The 23,754-nt window shown below is 39.8% G+C and carries 22 protein-coding genes; 8 read left to right on the forward strand and 14 right to left on the reverse strand.

Annotation, left to right across the window (positions count from 1 at the left end; translation table 11 throughout):
• The first annotated feature begins 168 nt into the window (after positions 1-168).
• The 3 genes from JOC78_RS03495 (at position 169) to JOC78_RS03505 (ending at position 2,903) form a co-directional block, all read left to right on the forward strand.
• On the forward strand, positions 169-963 hold the full coding sequence (locus JOC78_RS03495; protein ID WP_204553049.1) for a TIGR00266 family protein: 795 nt from the start codon (positions 169-171) through the stop codon (positions 961-963).
• Positions 964-1,252: 289 nt separating this feature from the next.
• Positions 1,253-2,059, forward strand: coding sequence for an adenosylmethionine decarboxylase (gene speD / locus JOC78_RS03500; protein WP_204553051.1), 807 nt, complete (start codon positions 1,253-1,255; stop codon positions 2,057-2,059).
• Positions 2,060-2,195: 136 nt separating this feature from the next.
• Entirely contained in the window at positions 2,196-2,903 is a 708-nt protein-coding gene (locus tag JOC78_RS03505) for a DUF3153 domain-containing protein (protein WP_204553053.1), read from the forward strand.
• Between the two features lie 390 nt (positions 2,904-3,293).
• Here the strand turns inward: JOC78_RS03505 and JOC78_RS03510 are convergent, their stop codons facing one another.
• The 3 genes from JOC78_RS03510 to JOC78_RS03520 all read right to left on the reverse strand — a co-directional run bounded on the left by JOC78_RS03510 (position 3,294) and on the right by JOC78_RS03520 (position 6,730).
• Positions 3,294-4,964: a glycosyl hydrolase family 28-related protein gene (locus JOC78_RS03510; protein WP_476693178.1), complete on the reverse strand. Its 1,671-nt coding sequence runs from the start codon at positions 4,962-4,964 to the stop codon at positions 3,294-3,296.
• Positions 4,965-5,146: 182 nt separating this feature from the next.
• Entirely contained in the window at positions 5,147-6,211 is a 1,065-nt protein-coding gene (locus JOC78_RS03515; RefSeq protein ID WP_204553055.1) for a PQQ-dependent sugar dehydrogenase, read from the reverse strand.
• Positions 6,212-6,292: 81 nt separating this feature from the next.
• Positions 6,293-6,730, reverse strand: a complete 438-nt coding sequence (locus JOC78_RS03520) for a hypothetical protein (protein WP_420829901.1) — start codon at positions 6,728-6,730, stop codon at positions 6,293-6,295.
• Positions 6,731-6,893: 163 nt separating this feature from the next.
• Here JOC78_RS03520 and JOC78_RS03525 point away from each other — a divergent pair, with 163 nt between their 5' ends.
• Positions 6,894-7,217, forward strand: coding sequence for a YflT domain-containing protein (locus JOC78_RS03525; RefSeq protein WP_204553057.1), 324 nt, complete (start codon positions 6,894-6,896; stop codon positions 7,215-7,217).
• A 228-nt stretch (positions 7,218-7,445) separates the two neighbouring features.
• Here JOC78_RS03525 and JOC78_RS03530 read toward each other — a convergent pair whose 3' ends face one another.
• Both JOC78_RS03530 and JOC78_RS03535 read right to left on the reverse strand, forming a co-directional pair.
• Entirely contained in the window at positions 7,446-8,468 is a 1,023-nt protein-coding gene (locus JOC78_RS03530) for a serine hydrolase domain-containing protein (protein ID WP_420829895.1), read from the reverse strand.
• A gap of 149 nt (positions 8,469-8,617) precedes the next feature.
• A complete protein-coding gene (locus JOC78_RS03535; RefSeq protein WP_204553058.1) occupies positions 8,618-8,761 on the reverse strand; it encodes a YfhE family protein in 144 nt (47 codons plus the stop codon).
• 165 nt (positions 8,762-8,926) lie between these two features.
• On the opposite strand from JOC78_RS03535, the gene JOC78_RS03540 reads away from it, so the two are divergent.
• Positions 8,927-9,664, forward strand: a complete 738-nt coding sequence (locus tag JOC78_RS03540) for a CBS domain-containing protein (RefSeq protein WP_204553059.1) — start codon at positions 8,927-8,929, stop codon at positions 9,662-9,664.
• Between the two features lie 44 nt (positions 9,665-9,708).
• On the opposite strand, the gene JOC78_RS03545 is transcribed toward JOC78_RS03540, so the two are convergent.
• From JOC78_RS03545 to JOC78_RS03570, 6 genes are all read right to left on the reverse strand, one after another.
• On the reverse strand, positions 9,709-10,329 hold the full coding sequence (locus JOC78_RS03545; RefSeq protein ID WP_204553060.1) for a hypothetical protein: 621 nt from the start codon (positions 10,327-10,329) through the stop codon (positions 9,709-9,711).
• Between the two features lie 166 nt (positions 10,330-10,495).
• Entirely contained in the window at positions 10,496-11,518 is a 1,023-nt protein-coding gene (locus JOC78_RS03550; protein WP_204553061.1) for a LacI family DNA-binding transcriptional regulator, read from the reverse strand.
• Positions 11,519-11,785: 267 nt separating this feature from the next.
• Positions 11,786-13,048 carry a glutamate-5-semialdehyde dehydrogenase gene (locus JOC78_RS03555; protein ID WP_204553062.1) on the reverse strand — a complete coding sequence of 421 codons (1,263 nt, stop codon included), beginning with the start codon at positions 13,046-13,048 and terminating at the stop codon, positions 11,786-11,788.
• A 38-nt stretch (positions 13,049-13,086) separates the two neighbouring features.
• Entirely contained in the window at positions 13,087-14,220 is a 1,134-nt protein-coding gene (gene proB / locus JOC78_RS03560; protein WP_204553063.1) for a glutamate 5-kinase, read from the reverse strand.
• Positions 14,221-14,277: 57 nt separating this feature from the next.
• Positions 14,278-15,120, reverse strand: coding sequence for a pyrroline-5-carboxylate reductase (gene proC / locus JOC78_RS03565; RefSeq protein WP_204553065.1), 843 nt, complete (start codon positions 15,118-15,120; stop codon positions 14,278-14,280).
• 302 nt (positions 15,121-15,422) lie between these two features.
• On the reverse strand, positions 15,423-15,992 hold the full coding sequence (locus tag JOC78_RS03570; protein WP_204553067.1) for a histidine phosphatase family protein: 570 nt from the start codon (positions 15,990-15,992) through the stop codon (positions 15,423-15,425).
• 220 nt (positions 15,993-16,212) lie between these two features.
• Here JOC78_RS03570 and JOC78_RS03575 point away from each other — a divergent pair, with 220 nt between their 5' ends.
• From JOC78_RS03575 to JOC78_RS03585, 3 genes are all read left to right on the forward strand, one after another.
• The gene (locus JOC78_RS03575) at positions 16,213-16,398 is read left to right on the forward strand and encodes a CsbD family protein (RefSeq protein ID WP_239586981.1); all 186 of its coding nucleotides are present in this window, start codon (positions 16,213-16,215) and stop codon (positions 16,396-16,398) included.
• A gap of 62 nt (positions 16,399-16,460) precedes the next feature.
• Positions 16,461-17,111 (forward strand): hypothetical protein, encoded by a 651-nt coding sequence (locus tag JOC78_RS03580; protein ID WP_204553069.1) that lies wholly within the window; start codon positions 16,461-16,463, stop codon positions 17,109-17,111.
• Between the two features lie 118 nt (positions 17,112-17,229).
• Positions 17,230-17,388 (forward strand): hypothetical protein, encoded by a 159-nt coding sequence (locus JOC78_RS03585; protein ID WP_204553071.1) that lies wholly within the window; start codon positions 17,230-17,232, stop codon positions 17,386-17,388.
• A gap of 163 nt (positions 17,389-17,551) precedes the next feature.
• Here the strand turns inward: JOC78_RS03585 and JOC78_RS03590 are convergent, their stop codons facing one another.
• From JOC78_RS03590 to JOC78_RS03600, 3 genes are read right to left on the reverse strand one after another with little or no spacing between them, the layout of a single operon-like run.
• On the reverse strand, positions 17,552-22,651 hold the full coding sequence (locus JOC78_RS03590; RefSeq protein WP_204553073.1) for an S-layer homology domain-containing protein: 5,100 nt from the start codon (positions 22,649-22,651) through the stop codon (positions 17,552-17,554).
• Positions 22,652-22,693: 42 nt separating this feature from the next.
• Entirely contained in the window at positions 22,694-23,218 is a 525-nt protein-coding gene (locus JOC78_RS03595) for a phage tail protein (protein ID WP_204553075.1), read from the reverse strand.
• Positions 23,219-23,236: 18 nt separating this feature from the next.
• Positions 23,237-23,740, reverse strand: coding sequence for a phage tail protein (locus tag JOC78_RS03600; RefSeq protein WP_204553077.1), 504 nt, complete (start codon positions 23,738-23,740; stop codon positions 23,237-23,239).
• Positions 23,741-23,754 lie beyond the last annotated feature (14 nt).

Below are 23,754 nucleotides of genomic sequence, written 5' to 3' on the forward strand. Positions count from 1 at the left end.
TATTATGATTAATTTTCACTCTTAAACTTACTAGCCGTGATAAACCCTACCTTTTTCACGGCTATTTTCTTTATTTCATTTAATTGAGAATGGAAAAAGATTAAATAGTGCGAAAATGGTATAATATTCCCGTACTGGCAACAAATATATTACTACGGGGGTATAAATGTGAATTCACATGAAATTGATTACAAACTGCACGGGGATGATATGCAATGTGTGGAGATTGAATTAGATCCAAAGGAAAGCGTCGTGGCAGAAGCTGGCGGCATGATGATGATGGAAGATGGAATCGATATGGAAACCGTGTTTGGTGACGGCGGCGGTCAAAAAGGCGGCCTATTCGGCAAGCTTGTCGGAGCTGGCAAACGGCTAATTACTGGCGAAGGATTGTTTATGACAGTATTTACAAACCAATCCACGGCTAAACGCCATGTCACGTTTGCCGCTCCCTTTCCAGGAAAAATCATTCCTGTCGACTTAAGTGAGTTAAATGGAAAAGTGATTTGTCAAAAAGATGCATTTTTATGTGCAGCGAAGGGTGTTTCGATCGGGATTGACTTTCAAAAACGCCTGGGCGCCGGATTTTTTGGCGGTGAAGGATTTATTATGCAGAAGCTTGAGGGTGATGGGCTGGCATTCCTTCACGCAGGGGGCACAATCATGAAAAGAGAATTGAAGCCGGGTGAAAAACTGCGGATCGATACCGGCTGTTTAGTCGCCTTATCGAAAGAAGCGGACTATAATATTGAATATGTAGGCAAAGTGAAAACAGCTTTGCTTGGCGGAGAAGGTCTTTTTTATGCGACGGTTCAAGGCCCTGGCACTGTTTGGATTCAATCCCTTCCATTTAGCCGTTTGGCGGATCGGATCTTTGCCAATGCACCATCGAGCGGGGGCGGTTCAACGGGAGAAGGAAGCATTCTTGACGGAATCGGCCGCCTGTTAGACGGCGACAACTGATAAAGTGATCATGTTACGAACGTACTGACAGCAACCTGTCAGTACGTTTTCTATTTAATTATTACATATCTCCTGCCTTTGTCTTTTCCTCGCTTCTAACTCCTGCGACTCAGACATTCCTCCTGCACCGATCGTTCTGAAACTCCTTGTTTCTGTTTTAGCCCATTATTAATTGGGTAAGATGAAAATATTGCTTTATGTTATCATGATTATGAGAGTTAATCATATGAACATAAGTAGGGAAACTAATAGCATGCGTTCTTCATGCTAGGTAAGGGGGAATTACATCTTGAAGATCAATCCAGAACAGCGAATTGAACTCCACGGCTTTAATAACTTAACTAAATCATTGAGCTTTAATATGTATGATATTTGCTATACGAAGACAAAAGAAGAGCGAGAAGCTTATATCGAGTATATCGACGAACAATACAATGCCGACCGCTTAACTCACATATTAAAAACGGTCACCGAAATGATTGGGGCTCATGTATTAAACATAGCGAAGCAAGATTACGTGCCGCAGGGAGCAAGTGTGACCATTCTTGTCTCCGAAGGACCTGTTGTAGAAGTGCCGGCTGAATCTTTAGATGAATCGCCTGGCCCACTGCCCGATTCAGTTGTCATGCACTTGGATAAAAGCCACATTACTGTCCATACGTATCCTGAATTTCACCCACACGAAGGGATCAGTACATTCAGAGCCGATATTGACGTCTCGACCTGCGGAGAAATTTCGCCGCTGAAAGCACTGAATTATTTAATTCACTCATTTGATACGGATATTATGACACTCGATTATCGCGTGCGGGGCTTTACCAGAAATGTAGATGGAAAAAAGCTATTTATCGATCATGATATTAATTCCATTCAGAATTACATTCCTGAAGAAGTTAAGAGCAAATACGATTTAATTGACGTGAATGTGTATCAGCAAAATATCTTTCATACGAAGTGCAAGCTAAGAGAATTTGATTTAAACAACTACTTGTTTGGCTATACAAAGGATCAGCTCGTTAGTGAAGAAATCGAAGAAATTACGGAAAAATTAAAGACCGAAATGGATGAAATTTTTTACGGACAAAACATTAAATAATCCTTTTATGGTGATCCCCCGCCTCTACTTTATTGAGCCGGGGGATTTTTTTCGCGTGAAAACAGAACATTATACAATTCCACTTAAAATATTCTGCTATAATGAATTGACTTATTTTACATAGAAGGAGAATTCAATGAAGAAATTATTTTTGGCAGTGATGCTGATCGCTTCCTCTCTGGCTCTGGCAGGATGCGTGAAAATGAATTATGGGCTGAAGATCAATATGGATGGGTCTGGGGAATTAAGTTTTCTAGTCGCCATGCAGCAGCAGCTGGCGGCGATGAGCGGATCCTCCATGAAAGAAGCAAAGGTCGAAGCTTCTAAAGAAGGATATGAAATTACCAACTATAAAAAAGATCAAATGGTCGGGTTTGTCGCTAAGAAACAATTTGACGATGTTAATGAACTGACAGCGAAAGATATGATTTATGGCGGCGAGGACAAAAGCAAAAATGACAATAATGACTTTGATCTTAATGTAAAGAAAGGTCTTTTATTTACGACCTACCGTGTCAATGGACAATTTGACTTTACAAATATGACCGAAGAAACGGAAGAAAATGAAATGTTTGACCAGGAAATGCAGCAAAGCTTTTTGGATCAAATGGATTTAAGCTTTAAATTAACCCTCCCTATTAAGCCTGATAAAGAAGATCATAACGCAACCCTGACTGAAGATGATGGGAAAACACTCGTTTGGGAGTTCATCCCAAATGAAATAAACGATGTGAAGCTAGCTGTCAAGGTGCCAAACCTTGTCAATATCGGCCTTCTGTTAGCTGGAGCTGCCGCACTGATCATAGGACTTATTGTTGTAGCTAGAAAGAAAAAACGAGTTTAATTAAATGGATGACCTCAAAAGCTTTGGCCTTTGAGGTCATTTTCAGGTTAAGCGCTCGGTTTGATAAATAAGCGGAAAAATTTCGCTTATTTCAAAAAATGCCTAGAATATAGGCTTAATAGACGGAGAAATTCCGCTTATTGACTTGAAAAACGTCTTGATGGGCGGTTTTACTTTCAGATAAGCGGAAAATTTACCCTTATTTCTTATATAAAACGATCTTCACACTGTATATAACCGGAAATTTTCCGTTTAGCACTCGAGTCGATGAAGCAGAAGCCAGTCATAAATTGAAGGCTCCTGGACGCGTAAGTTTGCGGATTGTATTTTTAGGTTACATAATATTATTATAATCTACTCTCCCTTTTACTCCTAAAAACACATTCAGCTTCATACCAGCTGCTTTGACTGATCAATCACTGAAGTTTTATAGCCCTCGGTATGAATATTAGCTACTTTCGCATGGGGACTTTGAATGAAGCAAGCACATTCCGCTTGTTTTCCAATCGCGACAACGTGTTCTATCGAAATGTCATTAATATGTTCCCCGACGAAAATGCCTTTTTTGGCGGAATGATCGATTTGCACATTCTTAATGGCCACTTGCTCGGCTTTTTGACTGCCTCCGAACACTTTAATATCCTCTCCGGCTGAGGTAAACCCTTTTACTGTAAAATGATTCAATGTCACATTTCGCGCTTTATACTGCACCGCAATGACCGGGTTTTTCCGGTAATCATAGTCTGGGTCGCCGATCGCTGTGAAATAATTAATTACAACATTACGGTAAGCGGATACGACAAGAGAACGCGGCTTTGAGTTCTTATATAGATCGGTGTAGACCGGGTGAATCGAGACGAGGTTAGCTGCTGTAATGTTAAAAGCTGTTGTGGATTCAGGGTCATCCGCTTTATGATGGCCAATATGGCGGAAGTTAAAGGAGCGATGATCATTGACGGATAGATGGCCAAAAATATGAACATTTCTAGCCGCCGAAGATGTCGCATGGGCCTTAATTTCCACACCGCCAAAACAGCGTGCCGTCGAGTTATTCGAGAGCCAAACGTTTCTTGATCCATCATCTACTTCAATTCCATTCGAGTTGGAAAACCCTTCGGCATGAGCACGCCCGCTCGGATCACACATATGAGAATTAGAGATAAAAATATGATCACTGTGGTGAGTCGTAATCCCGTCATCACCGAATCCGTATCCATTTAACCGGTCCAGCCAAATATAATTGCTGCCGCCTTTTGCCCGGGTTCCATCTCCTGTATACGTATAGACCGTGGACGAGACATCAAAGCAATGAAGGCCGGGATTGATCGCTTCCACCTCTCTCACCCACCCATAGGTGACATTCGCATACATTAGGCAGCTTGACCGGTTGTTGCCTGAACTCGACTTTTCATCTTTAGGCAGCCTTTCAAGATTCCAGTCTAAACTCATGCCTTCTACCGCAATATGATGATCTCCTTTTACATGATTAGCGTTTGTGATCAGCCAGCTTCTTTTTGGCGACAGATCATGAAGTCTAATGATTGTGACACCTTTGCCTTCCCCTATTAAATACGTCCATGATGGAAGCTTCATTCCCTTTACAACATATACACCTGCAGGAACTTTCACTTTTACTTTTCCCTTGCCAATCGCTTTTTTAAATGAATCTGTACTATCTGTTTTACCGTCTCCTACCGCTCCGTAATCTAACACGTTCACTTCTTTAATCGTTGATGTTAACTTTTCAAACTCATGATCTAACGCTTCTTTCCACTCAGGAGCCGCTTGTCCTGAAGAATCCACGACTGTTTCACTCATGTGTACAGGAATAGGCCTTTTCGTATTAAAAAGCCGGCTGATGAGACGGATTCCAATTTGTTTAATGGTCGTACGAATGGTAAAAGATACCTTTCGTTTAGTTACAGCGACCTGAGCATTCTTTTGATGCTCTTTCCACTGATCCATCGTTTCTCGCACCAGATCATGAATGGTTACGTTAGGGATATAAGCTAAAAGCATCTCGGCATTCTTCTTTGGGTCGTGTTTTTTATCTAAATGCACGTTTTTTACACCTGCCTTATATTAAGTCTCATTTATATACTATTCTAATCATATGTCTTGAAAAGAGAAAACTAGCCACTTTTTAAAAAGCAGCTAGCTGTGCATCATTTTTCTGGGTTTTTTCTTGTTTTCCTTTTCTATGCCCCTTGAATATCCCCTTATTACTTCATAAATATAATATTTTACTTCAAAGGTATTTTAATCAATTTATCGTCACCCTTCCTGATTTGCCCTCTGCCGTCCGTATTATTTGTTATGAAATATACCGACTCTCCATCTACTGAGAGGTCTCTGATTCTTCCCGAATTCTCAACTATCACCCGAGAAGATTGATTCAGGAGATTAAAGGACAGCATTCTCTCTCCACGAAGCGCAGCAACGATCAGTTTCCCATCATGGAAAACGATGCCGGAAGGAGCCCAGGTATCATTTCCTGAATGAAACAGGGGCGCTTCCATTCCTTCTTTTCTCTCATCACCTTGAATAATAGGCCATCCATAGTTACTGCCGGCATTTATAACATTAATTTCGTCGTGTGCTGACGAACCGTGTTCAGCTGAATACAAATTTCCCTCCTCGTCCCAGGTTAAGCCTTGCGGATTTCGGTGACCATATGAATAGATGAAAGAATCTTTAAACGGGTTATTTTCCGGAATAGAACCGTCGACGTGCATTCTTAAAATCTTTCCTGAAAGAGATCTAAGGTCTTGTGCACTCGTTTCATTTCCGGTATCTCCAGTAGTGGCATATAGCAATTGATCTGAACCAATGGCTAACCTTCCACCATTATGTATTCTCCCACCAGGTATATGGGCGAGCAGTTCTTTTTCCTCCACCCATCGATTTCCGCTTTTCTTAATTTGTACGATGCGATTTAACACATTTCCCTCTTCTTCATACGTATGGAAAATATAAGCAAAAGAATTTTTTTCAAACTCATCATCAAGCTGAAATCCCAGCAGTCCGCCTTCTCCATATTCATATACTTCCTTCTGAAGATTCACGTCCATTTGATAGTCCTTACCATGATTATTAATTTGAATGATTTTCCCCCGGCGTTCACTTACATAAAAACTATGCTCAGTTTTTTCGATATCCCATGGAGTTTGTAGATCTGTGGCGATGGTTTGCGGAGCTAAACTTGTCTCATCCTTTAAATTTCCTTTTTTCTTATAAGACGGATCTGTCGTTTCCGAAGAACAACCAGCAACGAGTAAAAGGCATAAAATGGCTATCCCTTTATACAACTCTTCACCTCTTTTTTTAATAATGTTTAACTAACATATGTATAAATTTTAGTAATAAAGGAGGGACTCCCCTCCTTTACATTAAAAACATTGGAATGACTGTATTCTTCTTAAGTCTACCCCGAAATAGACCCAGTTAAAACCAGTCCAGCGGTAACCGGCAACGGAGCGGCGGCCTACATACACTGGATAAAACCAAAACTGCTGATTGCCTCTCATCCAAATATATGTGTAACGGTACAAGCAGCCTCTAATGGCTCCTGGGTCTACTGCAAATGCCTGAGCTCCTTGCTGTGGAGTGAATGAAGGCGGTGGACCTGCTGGTGGCCCTGACTGTCCTCCACCGCCTCCCCCGCCTGGCGGAAATGGCGGTGGAGGTGGTGGAAATCCTCCTGGTCCAGGCTGGTTTCCGGGACCAGGACCAAATGGAGGGAAAAAGCTTCCCATATTAGAAGGCCCTTGAAAAAACAGGAACTGCCTGTCGTAATCATACATATAATCATCTTCGTACATATACATGTCTCCTTTATCCATTATTCTTTATAGCCTATGTATGAAAATGGATTTGGGAACTATGAGCTGCTGTCGATGAAAAAATACTTTGTTTAAAACTTTTGCATAATGGTATAGAAAGAAGGAGAACATTTATTACAGTACTACTTAATTTTTAGGAGGGTTCATTATGATTACGAAGAAAACTGTTGAGAATGCCGTACAAGCAAAGCAAGAGGTAGATCGTCTGAAAGCAGAAGGCTATTCACCTGATCAAATTCACATTTTTGCTCATGAGAAAGAACGGACGGCAGATGTAAATGATGCACTGGACACGAAGGAAGTTGGAATGAAAGAGCAAGGGTTACTTGATGGAATCACGAATATGTTTCATTCCCGCGGAGATGAATTGCGCGAGAAAATGCAGGCTGTTGGCTTAACTCCGCAGGAAGCAGAAACACATGAAAAAGAGTTAGACGAAGGTAAACTCGTCGTTATTGCGAATCGCAGCTAAATAAGATATATGAAAAGACGCCTGTATAAATACAGGCGTCTTGATGCGTTTGCGGCGCAAAACCGTTTGGCCACATCCAAACGTTTAACTATAAAGTATGTTTTGCGACTTACGCAAATTAGCTCATCGCTTGATAAGAATAACATAGACTTTATTTTATTACAATAAGAAATTGAAAATGATTTTTTCGGCACTTCACAGGAATACATTTCACATAATCCAAATAACTCAGCTTAAAACTTCTTCTTCTATTTCTTTCATCATATCAAATGCACCATGAGATCTGTTTGAACATATCACTGTTTTTATGAAAGCTTTCGGATAAAAAGCAGAATGGAAACTAACTCCCGGGTCATAGCCCACCACATGGAACTTTACGATTTCTTCACCCTTTTTCTCTACCCATACTCCATACCCGTAGAAACTATTTTCTCCATTAGTTCGAACATGCGGAGTAAGTAACATTCTAGTGTGTTCTTCATTAAGCAGTTGATGGTGTAAGAGCGCATCCCATAAGTTGGCCGTATCGTTCACGGTTACGTAAGCTCCCCCGTCAGAACCCCCTTTTGCTGGCAATGAATAAATATTTGTTTTCCACTTTCCATTTGGAAGGTCAATATAACCGAGTGCCGTATTCTTTGGAAGACAGTCAAATTCAAAATACCCCGAATGAACCATATTTGCTTTTTTAAAAATGTGTTCTTCCACATACTTTGAAAATTCAAGCTGGGCCGCTTGCTCAATAATTAAGCCAAGTAAAATATATCCAGCATTATTGTATTGAAATTGTTCTCCAGCTTTTAGTTTCATGGTTTGGTTCTGAAAAAGCGGTAAAAAATCTTTTAAAGATCTTATATGATACATCGGATTCTTCATCCATAACTCCTCGAAGTCATCCATCACTTCCTCATCAAAATAATCAGGTATTCCTGCTGTATGGGTTAAAAGATGATGAATGGTAATATCTTGATCAAAATAAGGGAACTGAACATCGAGGCAATCGACCAATTTTGTTTCAAAAGAAAGTTTTCCAGCCTCTACAAGCTGGCAAATAGCGATAGAGGTAAAAAGCTTACACCCAGAAGCTATCCCATATCTTGTGTGAGAATCATTATGAATGTGTTCAGAACGGTTAGCATAACCGTAGTTTGTCTCTGTTAAAATATCGCTATTTTCCATAACGAGTATACTGCCAGAAAAATCATTTTTTTCTCTGGTTTTGTCCATTCGCCTTAAAAGATCGCGATTCAAAATCATCCCTCCAGTACTTTTTGTCATTTCGCTAAACTCATCCTTTAGCTGCCCTCTAACAAGAGTACCATAATAAGTAAAATGAGAGGCAATTCCCAAGGGAAACATGAAAAAAACAGCGGCTCTTTTGTTTAGCCGCTGTTTGATATTTATTGCTTATCTTCTTTTTTCTCGTTTTCAGAAGCTTGATCCGCTTGTTTATAATCTTCGTTATACAATACTTCCTGAGCATCAGTCAGGTTGTCATTCTGTTCTGTTCCTGGTCCTGTTACGACAATTTTCTTTTTGATCATAAAAATGATCTCCCTTCTTTAATAACAACAGTGATAATAACGAAAGTACCCTTTATACATGAAATTAAAACAATGACAAGTTGATGGTTTAAGTCGGCTCATATATTTTCAAACATTGCAGGTCATACTATTCATACCATCACTTACACGGAGAGGAAGTATAATATGCCAGTAGACCCCCATCTTTCTAGAGAGCGCTCTGAACGGTTTGAAACCGCTTTTAACCGCATCCATCAAACCTTGAAACAGATCAGCCGCACGAACGGAAATGATGCGTTTATGGAAATATTGCATGATGCAGCCAGGACCCACGCCAGCGTTAAAGCTTGTCTAGAAGATCTCAAACAATATGCTAAACTAAGAAATGCCATCGTTCATCATAAAAAAGATGCGCAGTTCTACATCGCTGAGCCTCATCATGAAATTGTGGAGAGAATTGAAAGCATTGACCGGCTATTAACCGACCCTGGCAAAGCTTTGAGCATCGCCTCTGCTCCCGTTTATACCGTTGAAATGAACACTCTGCTTACAACAGTATTAAAGTATGTGGAACAGCACGGCTATTCCGGCTATCCGATCTATGAGAAAGGCCGATGCAGAGGACTCTTAACAGCAAAAACCATCTTACAGTGGATGGCCATACATCACCAGCAGGGTAAATTGGATCTCTCGGCCCTGCAAGTCAAAGATCTAGTGACAGAAAACACAGTCTGTACAATCGTTTTCTTATCTCAGCAGGCTAACATTTATGATATTGAATTTCTGTTTGAAGATCACCAAGCAAGAAAACAAAAGCTTGAGGCTGTGCTCATTACTCCTAACGGCAGAGAGAGCGAACTTCCGATTGGCATTATTACAGCTTGGGATCTCACAAAGAACAATGATCAAATTATAGGTCCCTAACATTTTTTTCGCAAAAAAACCGGGAAAAATCTTCCCGGCTCTATCTATTCATATTCGTTCATTTCACTCAAATCATCTGCATGGCTTGCGATCATGGCAACAATCGTATTTGCTTCTTCTTTACTGAAAATAAAATTCGTCTCATCTGTGAGCCATTCATCCTCATCGGTTTTTACACGGCTGACACGGCGCAGAACTCCATCTCTGGTCTCTTCAATGATGCCGAACTGATAAGTGACCTCTACTTCATCAAATTTAGAAAAAGCAGTCACTTCCGGCGTGGTCCATTCAACCTCCACCTCTTCTTCCATTTCATCATCATATCTCTCTGCATACTCTTCCTCATATTCTTCCTCTTCCATAAACACATGAAAGCTTTCGTGCACTTCTTCTACAATTTCTTCAATATCATCTAATATCGTTTTAGATGTCAGTTCAAAGTCTAACTCCATTGTTTTAACATAAAACTCTTCGTTATGCGGGTCAAAGTGAATGACACAAAAATATTCTCTGTTTCCCTCATCCGTTTCCACAAAGAATTCTAAACGGGGATGTTTGGCAGCCCGCAGCACCTCCATATGTCCAATTTGATCAAATTCTTCACATATTGACTGCAGAGGTTCCAAAATTTCATCTGCTACTCTGTCGAACCATTCAATTGACATATTATATCCCCCTTATTAAACCATGTATGGCTACATTTTTATGCCGCATCATATAGGTTCTCACAATTTTCGCTTTGCATACATGAGCTGCTGGATTCCACGACTTGAGTCCATTGATGAGATATACGTCAAATTCTTCTAAAGTGGTTTAATAAGAAACATGCTATTACACTGAAGCAATATCTTTATCCTGCTGGTTGACTTTCGTTAAATCTTTCACACTTTCACGTTCCACTAGCTTATAGTTAGAAACGGTACAGAACGGAACCGGTTTTCGCTGGATCAGGCTGACAATTTTTTCTGCTGCCTTTTCCCCTGCTGCTTTGTAATGAAATTGAATCGTCGTGAGCCCTGGATGAATACTTTCAGTAATGTCATGCCCGCCAAATCCTGTGATAGATAAATCATCTGGAATTTTCAGACCTTTCATATGTGCGGCCTTTAGAACCCCTAATGCTATTTTATCCGTAGCACAAACAATGATCGTTGGATTGAATTCATCTATGATGGCTTCTGCCTTTTTTTGTGCATCTTGAATTTTAAAAGTTGTTTCAAACTGCTTAAACGTACATCCTCCATGCTCATTAACAGCTTTTAATACACCGTCTACCCTTTGTCTGCCAATGATTAAGTCCTTTTCTCTCGCTCCTAAATAGGCGATTCTTTTATGACCTTTTTGCACGATACAATTGCCGATATCATACCCGCTATTGTAGTCGTTGTAGATCAGTGAATAGAGCTTTTCATGCTCAAGCCCAACCAGTAAAACAGGAATATTGACTTTTGCAAACGCTTCCATATGAGCGGGCGTGATTTTGCTTGCCAGGAGAATCAATCCTGCTATTTTTTGGTTAGCCAAGCTGTAAATGCTTTCAACTTCCCGGTTTATATCCTTGCTCGTGTGGGAAATGATCATCTGATAATCTAGTGTCTTAAGTTTTTCATCAATGCCGATCAGCGTTTTTGATGCAGCTATAGAATCCAGCCGGGGGACGATCACTCCGACAAAACTTGTTTGTTTGGCTTTTAAACTTTGCGCGAATGAATTTGGGATATAGCCCGTTTCATCAATAATTTTTTCTAATTTTTTTCTCGTTGCTTCAGCAATTGGTCCGCCATTTAAAAAACGAGAGACCGTGCTTTTTGTTACACCTGCCATTTGGGCAATATCAGAAATCGTTTTAGCCAATTCACTCACCTGCTTTATCTTTTTTATATCTATATCATGTCGGCTATTCTTTATGTAGTATATTTTTAATTAGCGTTTGAAAAATCTAGAAGTTACTTTACATAAATTTTTTGCTCAGTAAGACATTTTATATTTTTATGATTATTCTGATAATATTAAATTATATAATGAAATTCAATGGAATAAAAGTCTTAGGTGAAGCTTTTTACATAAAAAATGAATCCGGCACATTTAAATATGTGCCGGATTCAAATAATTATTATTTAATTATCGTATTTGCCCATTTCCGCTCATCAGATATTTCACCGTAGTTAATGCTTCAAGCCCCATTGGCCCGCGAGCATGAAGCTTTTGAGTTGAAATGCCAATTTCCGCTCCAAATCCGAGTGCACTGCCGTCTGTGAAACGAGTAGAAGCATTATGGTAGAGAGCTGCTGCATCAGCAAGCTTCATAAATTTCGCTGCTGTTTTATTATTTTCGGTCACAATAGCTTCTGAATGCTTGGTGCCATAAACTTCAATGTGATCAATGGCTTCATCTAAGCTTTTTACTGTTTTAACAGCGATATCCAAACTTAAATATTCATTCGCCCAGTCCTCTTCGTTAGCTGGAATGACATCTGGCAAATAGTTAGCTGCCTCTGCATCTCCATGGACTGTCACACCGTTTTCCTTTAATGTTTCTGCTAAACGATCTTTATTAGCCGCCAGCCAGTCTTCATGGACGATTAATGTTTCTGCCGCATTACATACCGCAGGACGATCCGTTTTCGCATTAATAATGATCGGCAATGCTTTTTCCACATCTGCCTCTTTATCCACATAAATATGGCAGTTCCCAACGCCAGTTTCTAATACTGGCACCGTCGCATTTTCAACGACCGTATTGATCAGTGACGCTCCGCCTCTTGGTATCAGCACGTCAATGTATTCTTTCAACGTAAATAATTCCTGTGTCGCATTTCTGTCGGTGCTCGCAATAAACTGAACTGCTTCTTGCGGAATTTTCGACTTTTCAAGCGCTTGGTGCATGATTTCCACAATGGCTTTATTAGAGAAGATGGCAGACGAACCGCCTTTTAGAATTACTGCATTCCCAGATTTCAGCGCAAGACCAGCCGCGTCCACTGTCACATTTGGACGTGCTTCATAAATCATTCCAATGACGCCAAGAGGTACTCGGACCTCTTCCACATTCATGCCGTTATCAAGCGTCCAGCTCGATAAAACATCACCCACAGGATCTTTTCGCTTAGCTACTTCACGAAGTCCTTCAGCAAATTCGTGAACGCGTTCCTTAGTTAATAATAAGCGGTCCATAAATGCTTCTTCATAGCCTTTTTCACGCCCATTTTCTAAATCCTTTTCATTCGCTGCAAGAATATAACTAGCTTCTTGTTCTAATTGATCCGCCATCATAATCAACGCTTCATTTTTCTCTTCTGTTGACAATAGGCTCAATGTTTTCGCTGCTTTCTTTGCGGCTGCAGCTTGAGTTTTTACTGATCCATTCATCGTTGTATTCGTCATCTAATCCCTCCATTTTTAGTTTGACAATCTATGCAAGGTTACACAGTGACTGGTACGGCGAAATCAAGCGCGCAAACAAACGCTTCCTGGCGCACAGCTGCCTGCCCGTTTTTTTGATCTTGAAACTGGAATTCATCCGCTTCTAATTGTTCCGTTGAATAATTAATTCTTCCGAGTCCAATTTCCATGCCTGTTTCATCCACAATGCGAACAACGGCTCCATCATTGAACTGTCCGTTTACTTCGATGATATCTGCCGGGAAAAGACTCTTGTTGCCTTCTACGATCGATTTCTTCGCTTCATCATTAATAATGATTTGGCCTTCGGGACCTGAATGGAAGGCAATCCATTGTTTATTATCATCTAAATTCACCGCATCTGGCTCCGATTCAAAATACGTGCCTTTTGCTGTGCCATTCACCGCTCCGAGCAAGATGCCCGGTGTTTCAGCTCTTCCTAAAAATGCTTTCAACCCTGAAGCCAAAGCGATTTTCACTGCAGAGATTTTCGATTTCATTCCGCCTGTTCCTACTGCACTGCCTGAACCGCCGGCAGCTGCTTCTATTTCAGGTGTAATCGAATGAACTTTTTCAAGCAGCTTCGCATCTGGCTTCTCGTTAGGGTTCGCATCATATAAACCATCGATATCAGATAGAATGATCAATTGATCCGCATCCACGAGTGCCGCCACTTTTGCAGAAAGCGTGTCATTATCTCCGAATTTCAAGCGGTCAACTGTCACAGTATCATTTTCATTGATGATCGGGATAATTCCTCTGTCTAAAAGTACGTTCAATGCATTTTTCATATTATGGTAGCGATTTTCATTAGAGAAGTCGCTTCTTGTGATCAATATTTGTGAGGCTACATAGCCGTGAGATAAAAAGAGTTCTGAATAAGATTCCATTAGCAACCCTTGACCAATGGAAGCTGCTGCTTGTTTTTCTGGTAAAGACTGAGGACGCTCCATGCATCCAAGTTTTCTATACCCCGCAGCTACTGCTCCAGATGATACGACTGCTGTTTCATAGCCTGCGTCCTTTAACGCGACAATTTGCTCAGCTAATTTTTCCAATTTTCTTCTGCTGATCTCACCGTGCATGCTTGTTAAAGAACTGCTTCCAATCTTAATGACAACTCTTTTTACCTGTTTATCTGTTTCGTTTAACATCCTATCCCTCCAACATTTTTTATTACTATTTTATTTTTACGCTTGCTTATTTTTTTGTTAGGAAGGAACTAATACGCCTTCAAGTTCTTCGCTGATTTCCTTTGAGCGGTTTAAGGCATGATTGACAGCTTGAGCGATAGCTTTTCCTCCATTATATTGAGCTAAAGCATCTAATCCGGCTGCTGTTGTGCCATTAGGAGAAGTGACGTTTTCTCTTAATTCCGCAGGTGTTTCATCATTTTCCATAATCATTTTAGCTGCGCCATAGATCGTTTGGGCAACAATTTCTCGAACGACTTCCTCATCCATTCCGTTCTTCTTGCCTACCGACTCCATATGTTCCATTAAATAATAGAAATAAGCTGGACCGCTTCCTGCAAGACCCGTAAATACGTCCATTTGCTCTTCTTCGATCACGTATACTTTCCCCATGCATTCAAGCAGCTCTTTTACATCTAGCACATGATCCATCTTCGTATGCTTGCCTGGAGACATCGCTGTAGCTGATTCTTGAATCATACTTGAAGTATTTGGCATCACACGGATCACTTGTTGTCCTGCATTTAATCGTTCTTCCATAAATCCGGTTGAAATGCCAGCTAATACTGAAATGACGACTTGCTCTTTATTTAATTGATCTTTAATAGAAGATAATGCGTCTGATGCGCCTTTTGGCTTCATCGCTAAAATAAATAGATCCGCTTCTTGATATGGAATGTCTTCAAGTGATGTGATTCTTACACCGTAGTTCTTTTTTAATTCTTGAAGACGTTCCCGATTGCTTCTGTTTGTCACAATGATTTGATTAGCAGGTACTTTCCCCGCTTGTATCATTCCAGAAATCATTGATTCCGCCATTGACCCTGCGCCTAAAAATACGATTGTTTTTTCGTTTAACATGTCATCCTCCTCAGAGATTCATATTCAATTGACTGTTCGTATGCCGTTCGCTTTTTTCAACGCTTTCTATCGTAACATGCTCAGAATGAGATTCAAGGGGATATGGGAAAGTCATGCGTATATGAGCCATTTAGTGAATGAAAACGTTATCAATAGGTTTTCAGCCCCTTCTAACCCCATCTCATCCTAAATAATCACGTTTAATCGGTGTATATGAGGAATTAAATATTTTGAAATGCGAGAATAATTGCTTTTTCAAGTGCCAGCCACCATTAAAAACCTCTACAGAAAGCCGGTAGAGGTTAACTATCTATCCTTTTATAAGTGGCCGCATGCCAATGTTTGGCTCTAGGTCTTCTTCGCCCTCTCCATCCGATCGATTGGAGTTCACTGGCGATCATTCGATTAAAAAAACCGTGACCGAAAAGAACGATCTGCCGATGGTGTTGGGTGAGAGCAGATAATTGTTTTGCTGCTTGCCTCGCTCTAATCTTTGCTTCCTTATAAGACTCCGCTTGATGGGAAAACCCTGCTAACCAAATGATTCTGGAGAGAACTAACCACGCGGAGGGCTTTAATTTAATGATGCTTGGCAGATTTAATTCAGGGAGATCCACTTCCCTATATAGTTGATCGGTCACCACTTTCGCCTGGTGACTGATGGAAGAAGCAGAATCAATTGACCTCTTTAAATGACTAGTAACAACTGCTTCTGCCTTCTTTACTGCCTCCTTTGTTTGTTCAGGAAAACAATCAGCAGATTCAATTCCTTTCTGGTCATATGCCATCACCCATTTTTGAAATTGTTTGCTATTCATCCGATTTCCTTCCTTATGTATTGACTTTCCATGTCTGATCAAAGTAATTTCCACCTCATCACTCCTGTTCTTACTATGTATCTTTTTTGACTATGAATAGGATAGCACTGCTACTTGGTAATTGATATATTTTCCAGTCAGATATAAATTTCTCTTATTCGTAATGAATCACGTGAAATGATCCGTGATGTTTACTTGAGATATTATCGGGAATTACTCAATATATGAAAGCAATTAACTGAAACCTACAACTCAAGAAAGGATGAATGAAGAGATGACAAACCACGCTAATGACGATCGTATGGAAGGTAAAGGCAAAGAGTTAAAAGGAAAAGCGAAAGAAGCTTGGGGTGCTCTGACAGATGACCACAGCACCAAGTCAGAAGGAAAAGCAGAGAAATATGAAGGGAAAGCGCAGCAAAAGCTGGGTGATCTAAAGGATACGTTTACGGATAAATAATTTATAAGCAGACAGAACAGAAGTAACACACTGTTCTGTCTGCTTTTTTAAGGAGAAGATTCATGGATTCAATCATTTATTTACTTTTTTCATTCAGCTATATCCTATTACTCATTACCGCTCTGTACGCTGCATATAGACACGAATGGAATAAGGGCAGTTTCCTTTTACTTGTCCTAACAGGATTGGTATTAGACAATGCGATTATCGGCCTCGGAGCTTCGATTGGAAAAAGCGGCCTGCTTGAGTCATTGAATATGAGTCGTTATTGGATGCACGCTTTCTTCACTCCACTTTTAGTCATTTTCTGCCTTTATATGCTGGAGACCATCGGAATTCAGCGTGTTTGGCTGACACTGATCTTCTGGGGGTTGACGATTACGCTGATCATCTATGAATTATGGACGGTCACTTTGAATGTAAATCTGGAACCGCAAATGGAATACGGCGCTCTTCGATATGAGAACTCTAGTGAAGGACCGCCTGTCATGGTTCTAGTTGTTTCTTTTGTCATTTTGCTCGTTTCTCTTTTCGTTTGGAAAAAGCGGCGCTGGATTTGGATGATGGTCGGTATTACCATGATGATGATTGGCAGCTTTATTGAATTCCCCATTCCTAGCACAGCAGCTGTTAATGGATTTGAGCTCCTATTAATGATCACATTAACCGCCACTTATATTCGTTTTTTGAAAGTAGAAAGTACAAATCTTTGATTTCTTGCTTAAAAGAAATTAAATTGCTTATATGGCAGAAAATCGAAGGCAGGGTGGAATGGCTTTGGACCAGCTCAAGCTTGTCCGAGGTGATCAATTAAAGTACTAGAGAAAATCGATGAAAGCAGGGTTTACTAATACGATCAAATGGAATGCAAGACAAATTTACTTTGTGCTTGAATACTTTATGAACATGGCCGACGCAAGCTATAATACTAAGGCTAAAGACTATAACCCTTATTCGCTGCCGGCACGCGGCCTTCAGAATGGCCGGTAGAACCCCCTTCTAAACAAGAGATTCTCCAATTATTATGAACATCAAAGGCACTTTCTGACCGCTTACAAATGAAGCCTGAAAAAGATACAGCCTTTGTTCTTTGAAGGTGCTTTTTAATAGTCAAAAGGAAAGCCTAAAAATTCCAGACTTTCCTTTTGAATAATTATCGTGTAACTATATATTCCTTGCCATCAGCTTCAATGATGAAACTATGCTTTCTAGCTGCTTCTTCAATTTCTCTGAATGCCCAGTGGTCTTTTGGTACATCAGTAAAAGACGGTTCTAATTCACCATACAGTGGACCACGATTGAATAGACGATTTAATACTTTTACAGCTTGTGCTCTTGTTAGCTTATCTTCTGGATTAAATCTACCACCTTCGTATCCTTCCATGATAGTAGTCTTTTGGATCGCTCGAATAGCATGTGATGCCCAATGTTTATCGGATACATCTGAGTAGTTTACTCCTGATTTATCGTCAAGGTTTTCACAATATATTCTATATGAAGGGTTAGCTTCACATTCACTTTTTATCCATCTATAAGCAATTGTAGCCATTTGTGCACGCGAAATTTTTTCATTCGGTCTGAATGAACCATCAGAACCAACCATGATGCCATACTTTTTAGCTGTCATGATTTCGTTGAATGCCCAATGTGTATCAAATACATCTTTATATTGTTCCATCGAGCCAAAATCAGTTTCTACACCTAAATTTCTCGCCAACATTGTTGCCATCTGCGTTCTTGTTACTGGTGCGTTAGGTCTGAATGTGTGGTCAAGGTATCCATTAATATAAGAGTCATGAACACTTTCATTTTGTTCAAGCTCCTGAAGATATTCTTCCCATCCATCCATATACATCAACGTAAACGTACTAAACTTTTTCACCTCAAATTCTACATTCACTGTTTTATCTTTGGTGATAATGGTAGCTTTCTTGATTTCTTTCGTACCATCACTGTGTTCAATGAAGACAACTACGTTTTTTAATATTTGTTGTCTTTCTTCTTCATTTTTTGGTAGGTCTGTTAAAGGTAATGTTAATGTGACAGGACGACTTTGCATATTTGTATGAATTTCCATTGGCCGGCCTAAAACACTTACAGATTCTCCCTTAGTAATTTGTTGAACAAGTTCTTCTTTCTTAGCTCGTTCCTCAATTCTTTTTTTCTTATCTTTTTCTTTTACTGGAACGACTTGAAAGTATAAATCTTCTTTGAAATCTTTCATAGATGCTTTTGGAATCTTAATACTTACATCATTTGTTTGAATTTCAAGATTCGTTTCTCCTGAAGCCAGTTGTTTTACGGCATCTTTTGGTACATTAACATTTACTTCCGATACTTTGTCTTCTTTGTCTGGAATAACGATTCTTGCTGTCTCTTGTTTTTGTTCTTTTAGTTTAGTAATTGTTTCTTTTACTTTTTCTTCTGTAAATGTTACTTCATCTTTCACAGTACCATCAGATTCAGTCGTTCGTTTTACAGGAGTTTTAGATACGATCGTGCCGTCATCCTTTTCACCTGTTTCAACGTCTACAGTGATTTCTTCTACCTTTGGTGGATTAGAAGGGTTGGGTGATGATGAACCGCCGCCACCTCCTGAACTAGGAGGTTGAGGTGCTCTTGTTACCTCAATTTCGTATGTTTTTGTTGTTCCATCTTCAGCTGTTACGACAACAGTAATCGTGTTTGAGCCAACGTTTAAATTGATTGGTTGGCTTTGTTGTCCGGTTACTACTGATAAATTGTTTACTTTTATCTTTGCATTCGTATCTGTTGTTGCTGGCGTGATGATCATACTAGAAGTTCCATATGCGACAGAAGATTGATAGCTTGTTGTAGTACTATCAAATTCAGGTATGAGTGTTCCATTATTTAATTGTAAAGAAGTCAAGGAAGCATCCGTCGATAATGCTCTTGTTTTAAAATTCCATGTCGTCTTATCGACAATACCTGCAAATGGATTTCCTGCCACATCTTTGATTGCAGTATTGTCAATTTGGACATAATAGTCGGTCTCACTCGTAAGACTTTTTCCAGTGTTTATCGAAATTGTGTCATCTGACGGTTTTGTTACATTATCTCCCGTCACATCTATGGTCGAAACAGTACTGTCATCCGTTTGTTTCTTAATCACGATATTTCCTGTTCCAATTTTTATGTTTTCATTAAATGTGATGGATAAGTCACTTGAAAAATCAGTATTAGTTGAATCATCAGCTGGAGTCGTACTTTGAATAATCGGTGCCGTTCTATCAAAAATAATCGCAGTCCCTGTTGTTAAAGCGGTCACCTGTGTTGCCGCATTTCCAACTTGGTCGGCAAAATCAATGCTAAAAGCAATTGACCCTTCTAAATCACTTGATTGCATTGTATAAGTTGCGCTCCATGTTGTTGCATCGCTATCATTTTTGTCACTAACTGATGCTGAATTTCCTGCAACTGTAATAGTTGGGTTCGTAATATCTTCATTCGTTACAATGTCTAGTGTGATGACATCCCCAACCTTGGCGACACCAGCGCTCGTATTATTTGAGCTCATCATAACTGTTGTAGCGGTTGGTATTGTTCCATCAAATTCGACAGCACTATTATCGGTTACTCCCGTCACTTGTGTTCCACTATTTCCAGCTAAATCTTGTATATCAACTATAAAGCTAACATTTCCGTCCGTATCACTATTCTGCATCACATAGGTTGCTCGCCATGTCTTTTCATTACTATCCCCTGCATTTGTTACGGTTGCTGCTTGACCGGCAATCGTTATAGTTGGTGTTTGGATGTCCTCGTCTGTTGTGATGTCTAATGTAATTACACTTCCGATTTTTGCTTTTGTCGGATTTGTATGATTGGATCTAATTGACACAGCTGTTGTAGTCGGGGCTGTTTTGTCAATGGTAAAATTAACTGTTGTACTATTTCCAGCAGCGTCCGTAACCACTAACGTGTGCTCTTGCTCAGCACTGACTGTATCGCCACTTGAAAATGCACTTCCATTTAAAGTTGCTGTTCCTTCATTAAAGGTAATTGTGCGGTCTGTATGATATGAAGACCCGTCAGTCACCCCTGATACTTCCGGTGGTGTTGAATCGAGCTCTATTGTATCCGAAACTGAGTTTGATAAATTTCCAGCCTCATCTTTCAACTGCACATAAACAGTTTTCGTTCCATCACCAGATGGTATTGTATAAGTTTTTTCTATGTTAAATGTTTCCCAAGTACTCCAAACGTTATTATCAGAGGAGAATTGCATTTCCACTGTTTCGTTTTCTGGATCGGAGGCTGTCAGTGTTAAGCTTACATTTGTTGACTTTGTAACCTCGTTACCATTATTTATTGTAATCGTACCAGTAGGTGGTTGATTTAGTGTAACAGTAATGGTGAAATCTTTCTCAAATGGATTGCCTGTATCATCTATTGCAACAACAGTAATATCGTAACTATTGTTGTCTGCATAATCAAAGGATGATGCTGTTTTCAACGTACTACCATCAATCGTAAAAGAAGCATGATCTCCAATCGCTTTTAAAGAATAAGTGAACGTTTCACTAGCATCATTCGGATCTGTTGCTGACAGAGTCCCAACCGTTGTACCAGATGGTTTCTTTTCTGTCACTGACGAACTTGATAAATTAATATCATTAGCTGCGGTTCTGTCAAAAGTAACAGCTGAACCACTTGTCACAGAACTTACTTGTGTAGCTGTATTGCCTGCTACATCTGTAATATCTAGTGTGAAAGGTATCGCACCTTCCGTATCAGTACTCTGCATCGTATAGCTTGCTGTCCACGTCTTATCGTCACTATCGCCATCGGTGCCAACAGTTGCTGATTGATTTGCTATCGTGATAGTCGGTGTTTGGATATCTTCATTTGTTGTGATGTTTAATGTGACAGTGTCGCCAACTTTCGCTTTTGAAGTCGCTGTGTTATTTGATAACATTGTAACAGTTAAAACGGTTGGTGCGGTTGTGTCAAGTGTAATTGAGTCAGAATAAACAGTGGATTCTCCACCTTTATTATCCCTTAACTTGAAAGACACAGTTTTCGCACCATCACCAGATGATAATGCCCAATTTGTTTTTGATGTACTAAATTCTTCCCAATCACTCCATGTACTATTATCATTTGAAAAAGCCATTTCTAACGTGTCACCTGTATCCACATCTGTCCCTGTTAATGTAAGATTAACTGTAGCTGAATTCGTCAAACTATCTCCAGCGTTAATCGTTACAGAACCAGTGGGTAGTGCATTTGGTGCAAGTGTCGTCACATCTTTACTTGTATACGACGTCTTATTTCCAGCCGCATCTTTCACGATGACATTGAAATAATAAGTCGTATATGGCGTGAGGCCCGTTACATTGAACGTATTGATATCTTTTGTAAATCCTGATCCTAAAGGTGTACCGTTTTCTTCGATATTGCTTACCGTGTCGATGTTGTTGTTTGTAGATTGGTAGACACGGTATTCTAAGTTCCCAGCAGTTGTAATATTGTCCGTTGCCTTATCCCATCCTAATGTGACACCTGTGGTTGTGATGGAGGAAGGGGTGATTGTTCCACTAGTTAATGTCGGTGCGGTTGAATCCACACTTACATTAGAAATTGTTATGTTATCAAAATTTAAATCGGCTGGAGGAGTAAGATTATCCATTTGGTAATTAATAGTGATAGACGCAACATTGTCTATAGAAAATTGTGTACCACTATTCGCTACAGAACTTAATTGCGTAATATTCCCTACTTCTAAGTCCGTGTTTGAAAAAGATATCTTCTCTCCAATTTGATTTTCACTAATGTCTTTTAATACCACATCAAATTTTTCAACATGCTTACTTGGCTCAGCAAAAGGACTAATACCCAAATCTTTAAAAGTGAAAGTTTTACAAGTACTCCCACCCTCAGCCTTGATAATTAGCGTCTCTTCAATACCTCTATTAGCAGTATTAACATCACCATTTTTCTTTGAAAATAGTTGAGTTCCATATACTTCAAAACCATTACTAATCACAAACTTATCCGAAAAATTAGCAAAACCCGAACCAGCACTGTTATCCGCATCAAGCGAACCACTAAAATCATACGTTCCGTTATTGGTACCATTAGACCCTGCATAGGACTGAATAGGATTTATTTGTACAAACGGAATAAAAATAAGCATAAAAGATAAAACAACCCGAACTGAAAAGTTCAACTTCGCTATAACAGACGCTTTTTCTCTACTCGAACTAAAATGCAAAGAGCGGCTCAGCAATTACCCCACCCCTTTATTTTATTTTTCTATTAACACAAAACACTAAGATCTAACAGGATATTCCCCATCGCTTACGCAAATAATAAAATTCAAACCAAGATACGGCTGCATATTGTTATGAGATTGAGTACCTCCAGTCGGTTCAATGAGATTAGGGGCCATATTGACATCCAATTCTTGTGAGTAAATATTTGGATATCCTCTTCTGTTCTCCACATCCGCCCATACCCCATTAGTAGGGTCACTTTCCGGAGTAGCATTATTACAACTTGGCACATGACTATGACTAGGAATCTCACTCTCTATTAAGGTCACTGTAGTTGTTCCTCCGCCTTGACCAATCGTTCTAGGAGTCAACCCTTGCCCAGAACCTTGTTGCATGACAGCTCTCCCTTGCAAATTTGGCAACGCGAAATTTGTTATGCCGTCTCCGCCATACATGATACCTATAATGGAAAATAACGTTGTATTTTGTGCAATTGTTAATAACTGCCCATTACATAATGCCCAACCCCTTGGCGCAAAGTTACCTGCAATTGGTCTAATTTCACCTATGAACGCATCCATGTCTACATTCCTTTCATTCTAATTTCTTTGTGGGTAATTTCCCACTATTGCAATACAATAATTCGCCACTTGATAAGGTTGCATATTTGAATGTGGCTGTGAATTGCCCGCAGCTGCTAAAGCTTCAGGGCGCATCGTAGTATTTGATTGTTCAGAGTAGTTTAATCTGCTTGGAACAGCTACACCCCACACATTTCCTGAAGCTTGTTTCAGATTTGCATCTTTAGTACTGGCAAATACTTGATGTGTATGCATAGGCATTTCGTTTATCGTTAATGTGTGTGTTTCCTCCCCAGCTTTCTCACCTAGAGCTATACCGTACCCAGTATGATTAGGTACTCTTCCTCGTAAGTCAGGTAAAGCAAAATTAGTCACACCATCACCACCGTATACTTTTCCAAGAAGCGAAAACAACGCTTGATTGCCGTTGATTGGTAGTACTTGACCATTACACAAAGCCCAACCCTTTGGCGCAAATGAATAGCTAAATAATCTTATCTCTCCTAAGAACGGTTCTGCCATATTTGTTCACCCCT

This window comes from Bacillus ectoiniformans (genome assembly GCF_016908875.1).
In the GTDB taxonomy this organism is placed as follows: domain Bacteria; phylum Bacillota; class Bacilli; order Bacillales; family Domibacillaceae; genus Bacillus_BX; species Bacillus_BX ectoiniformans.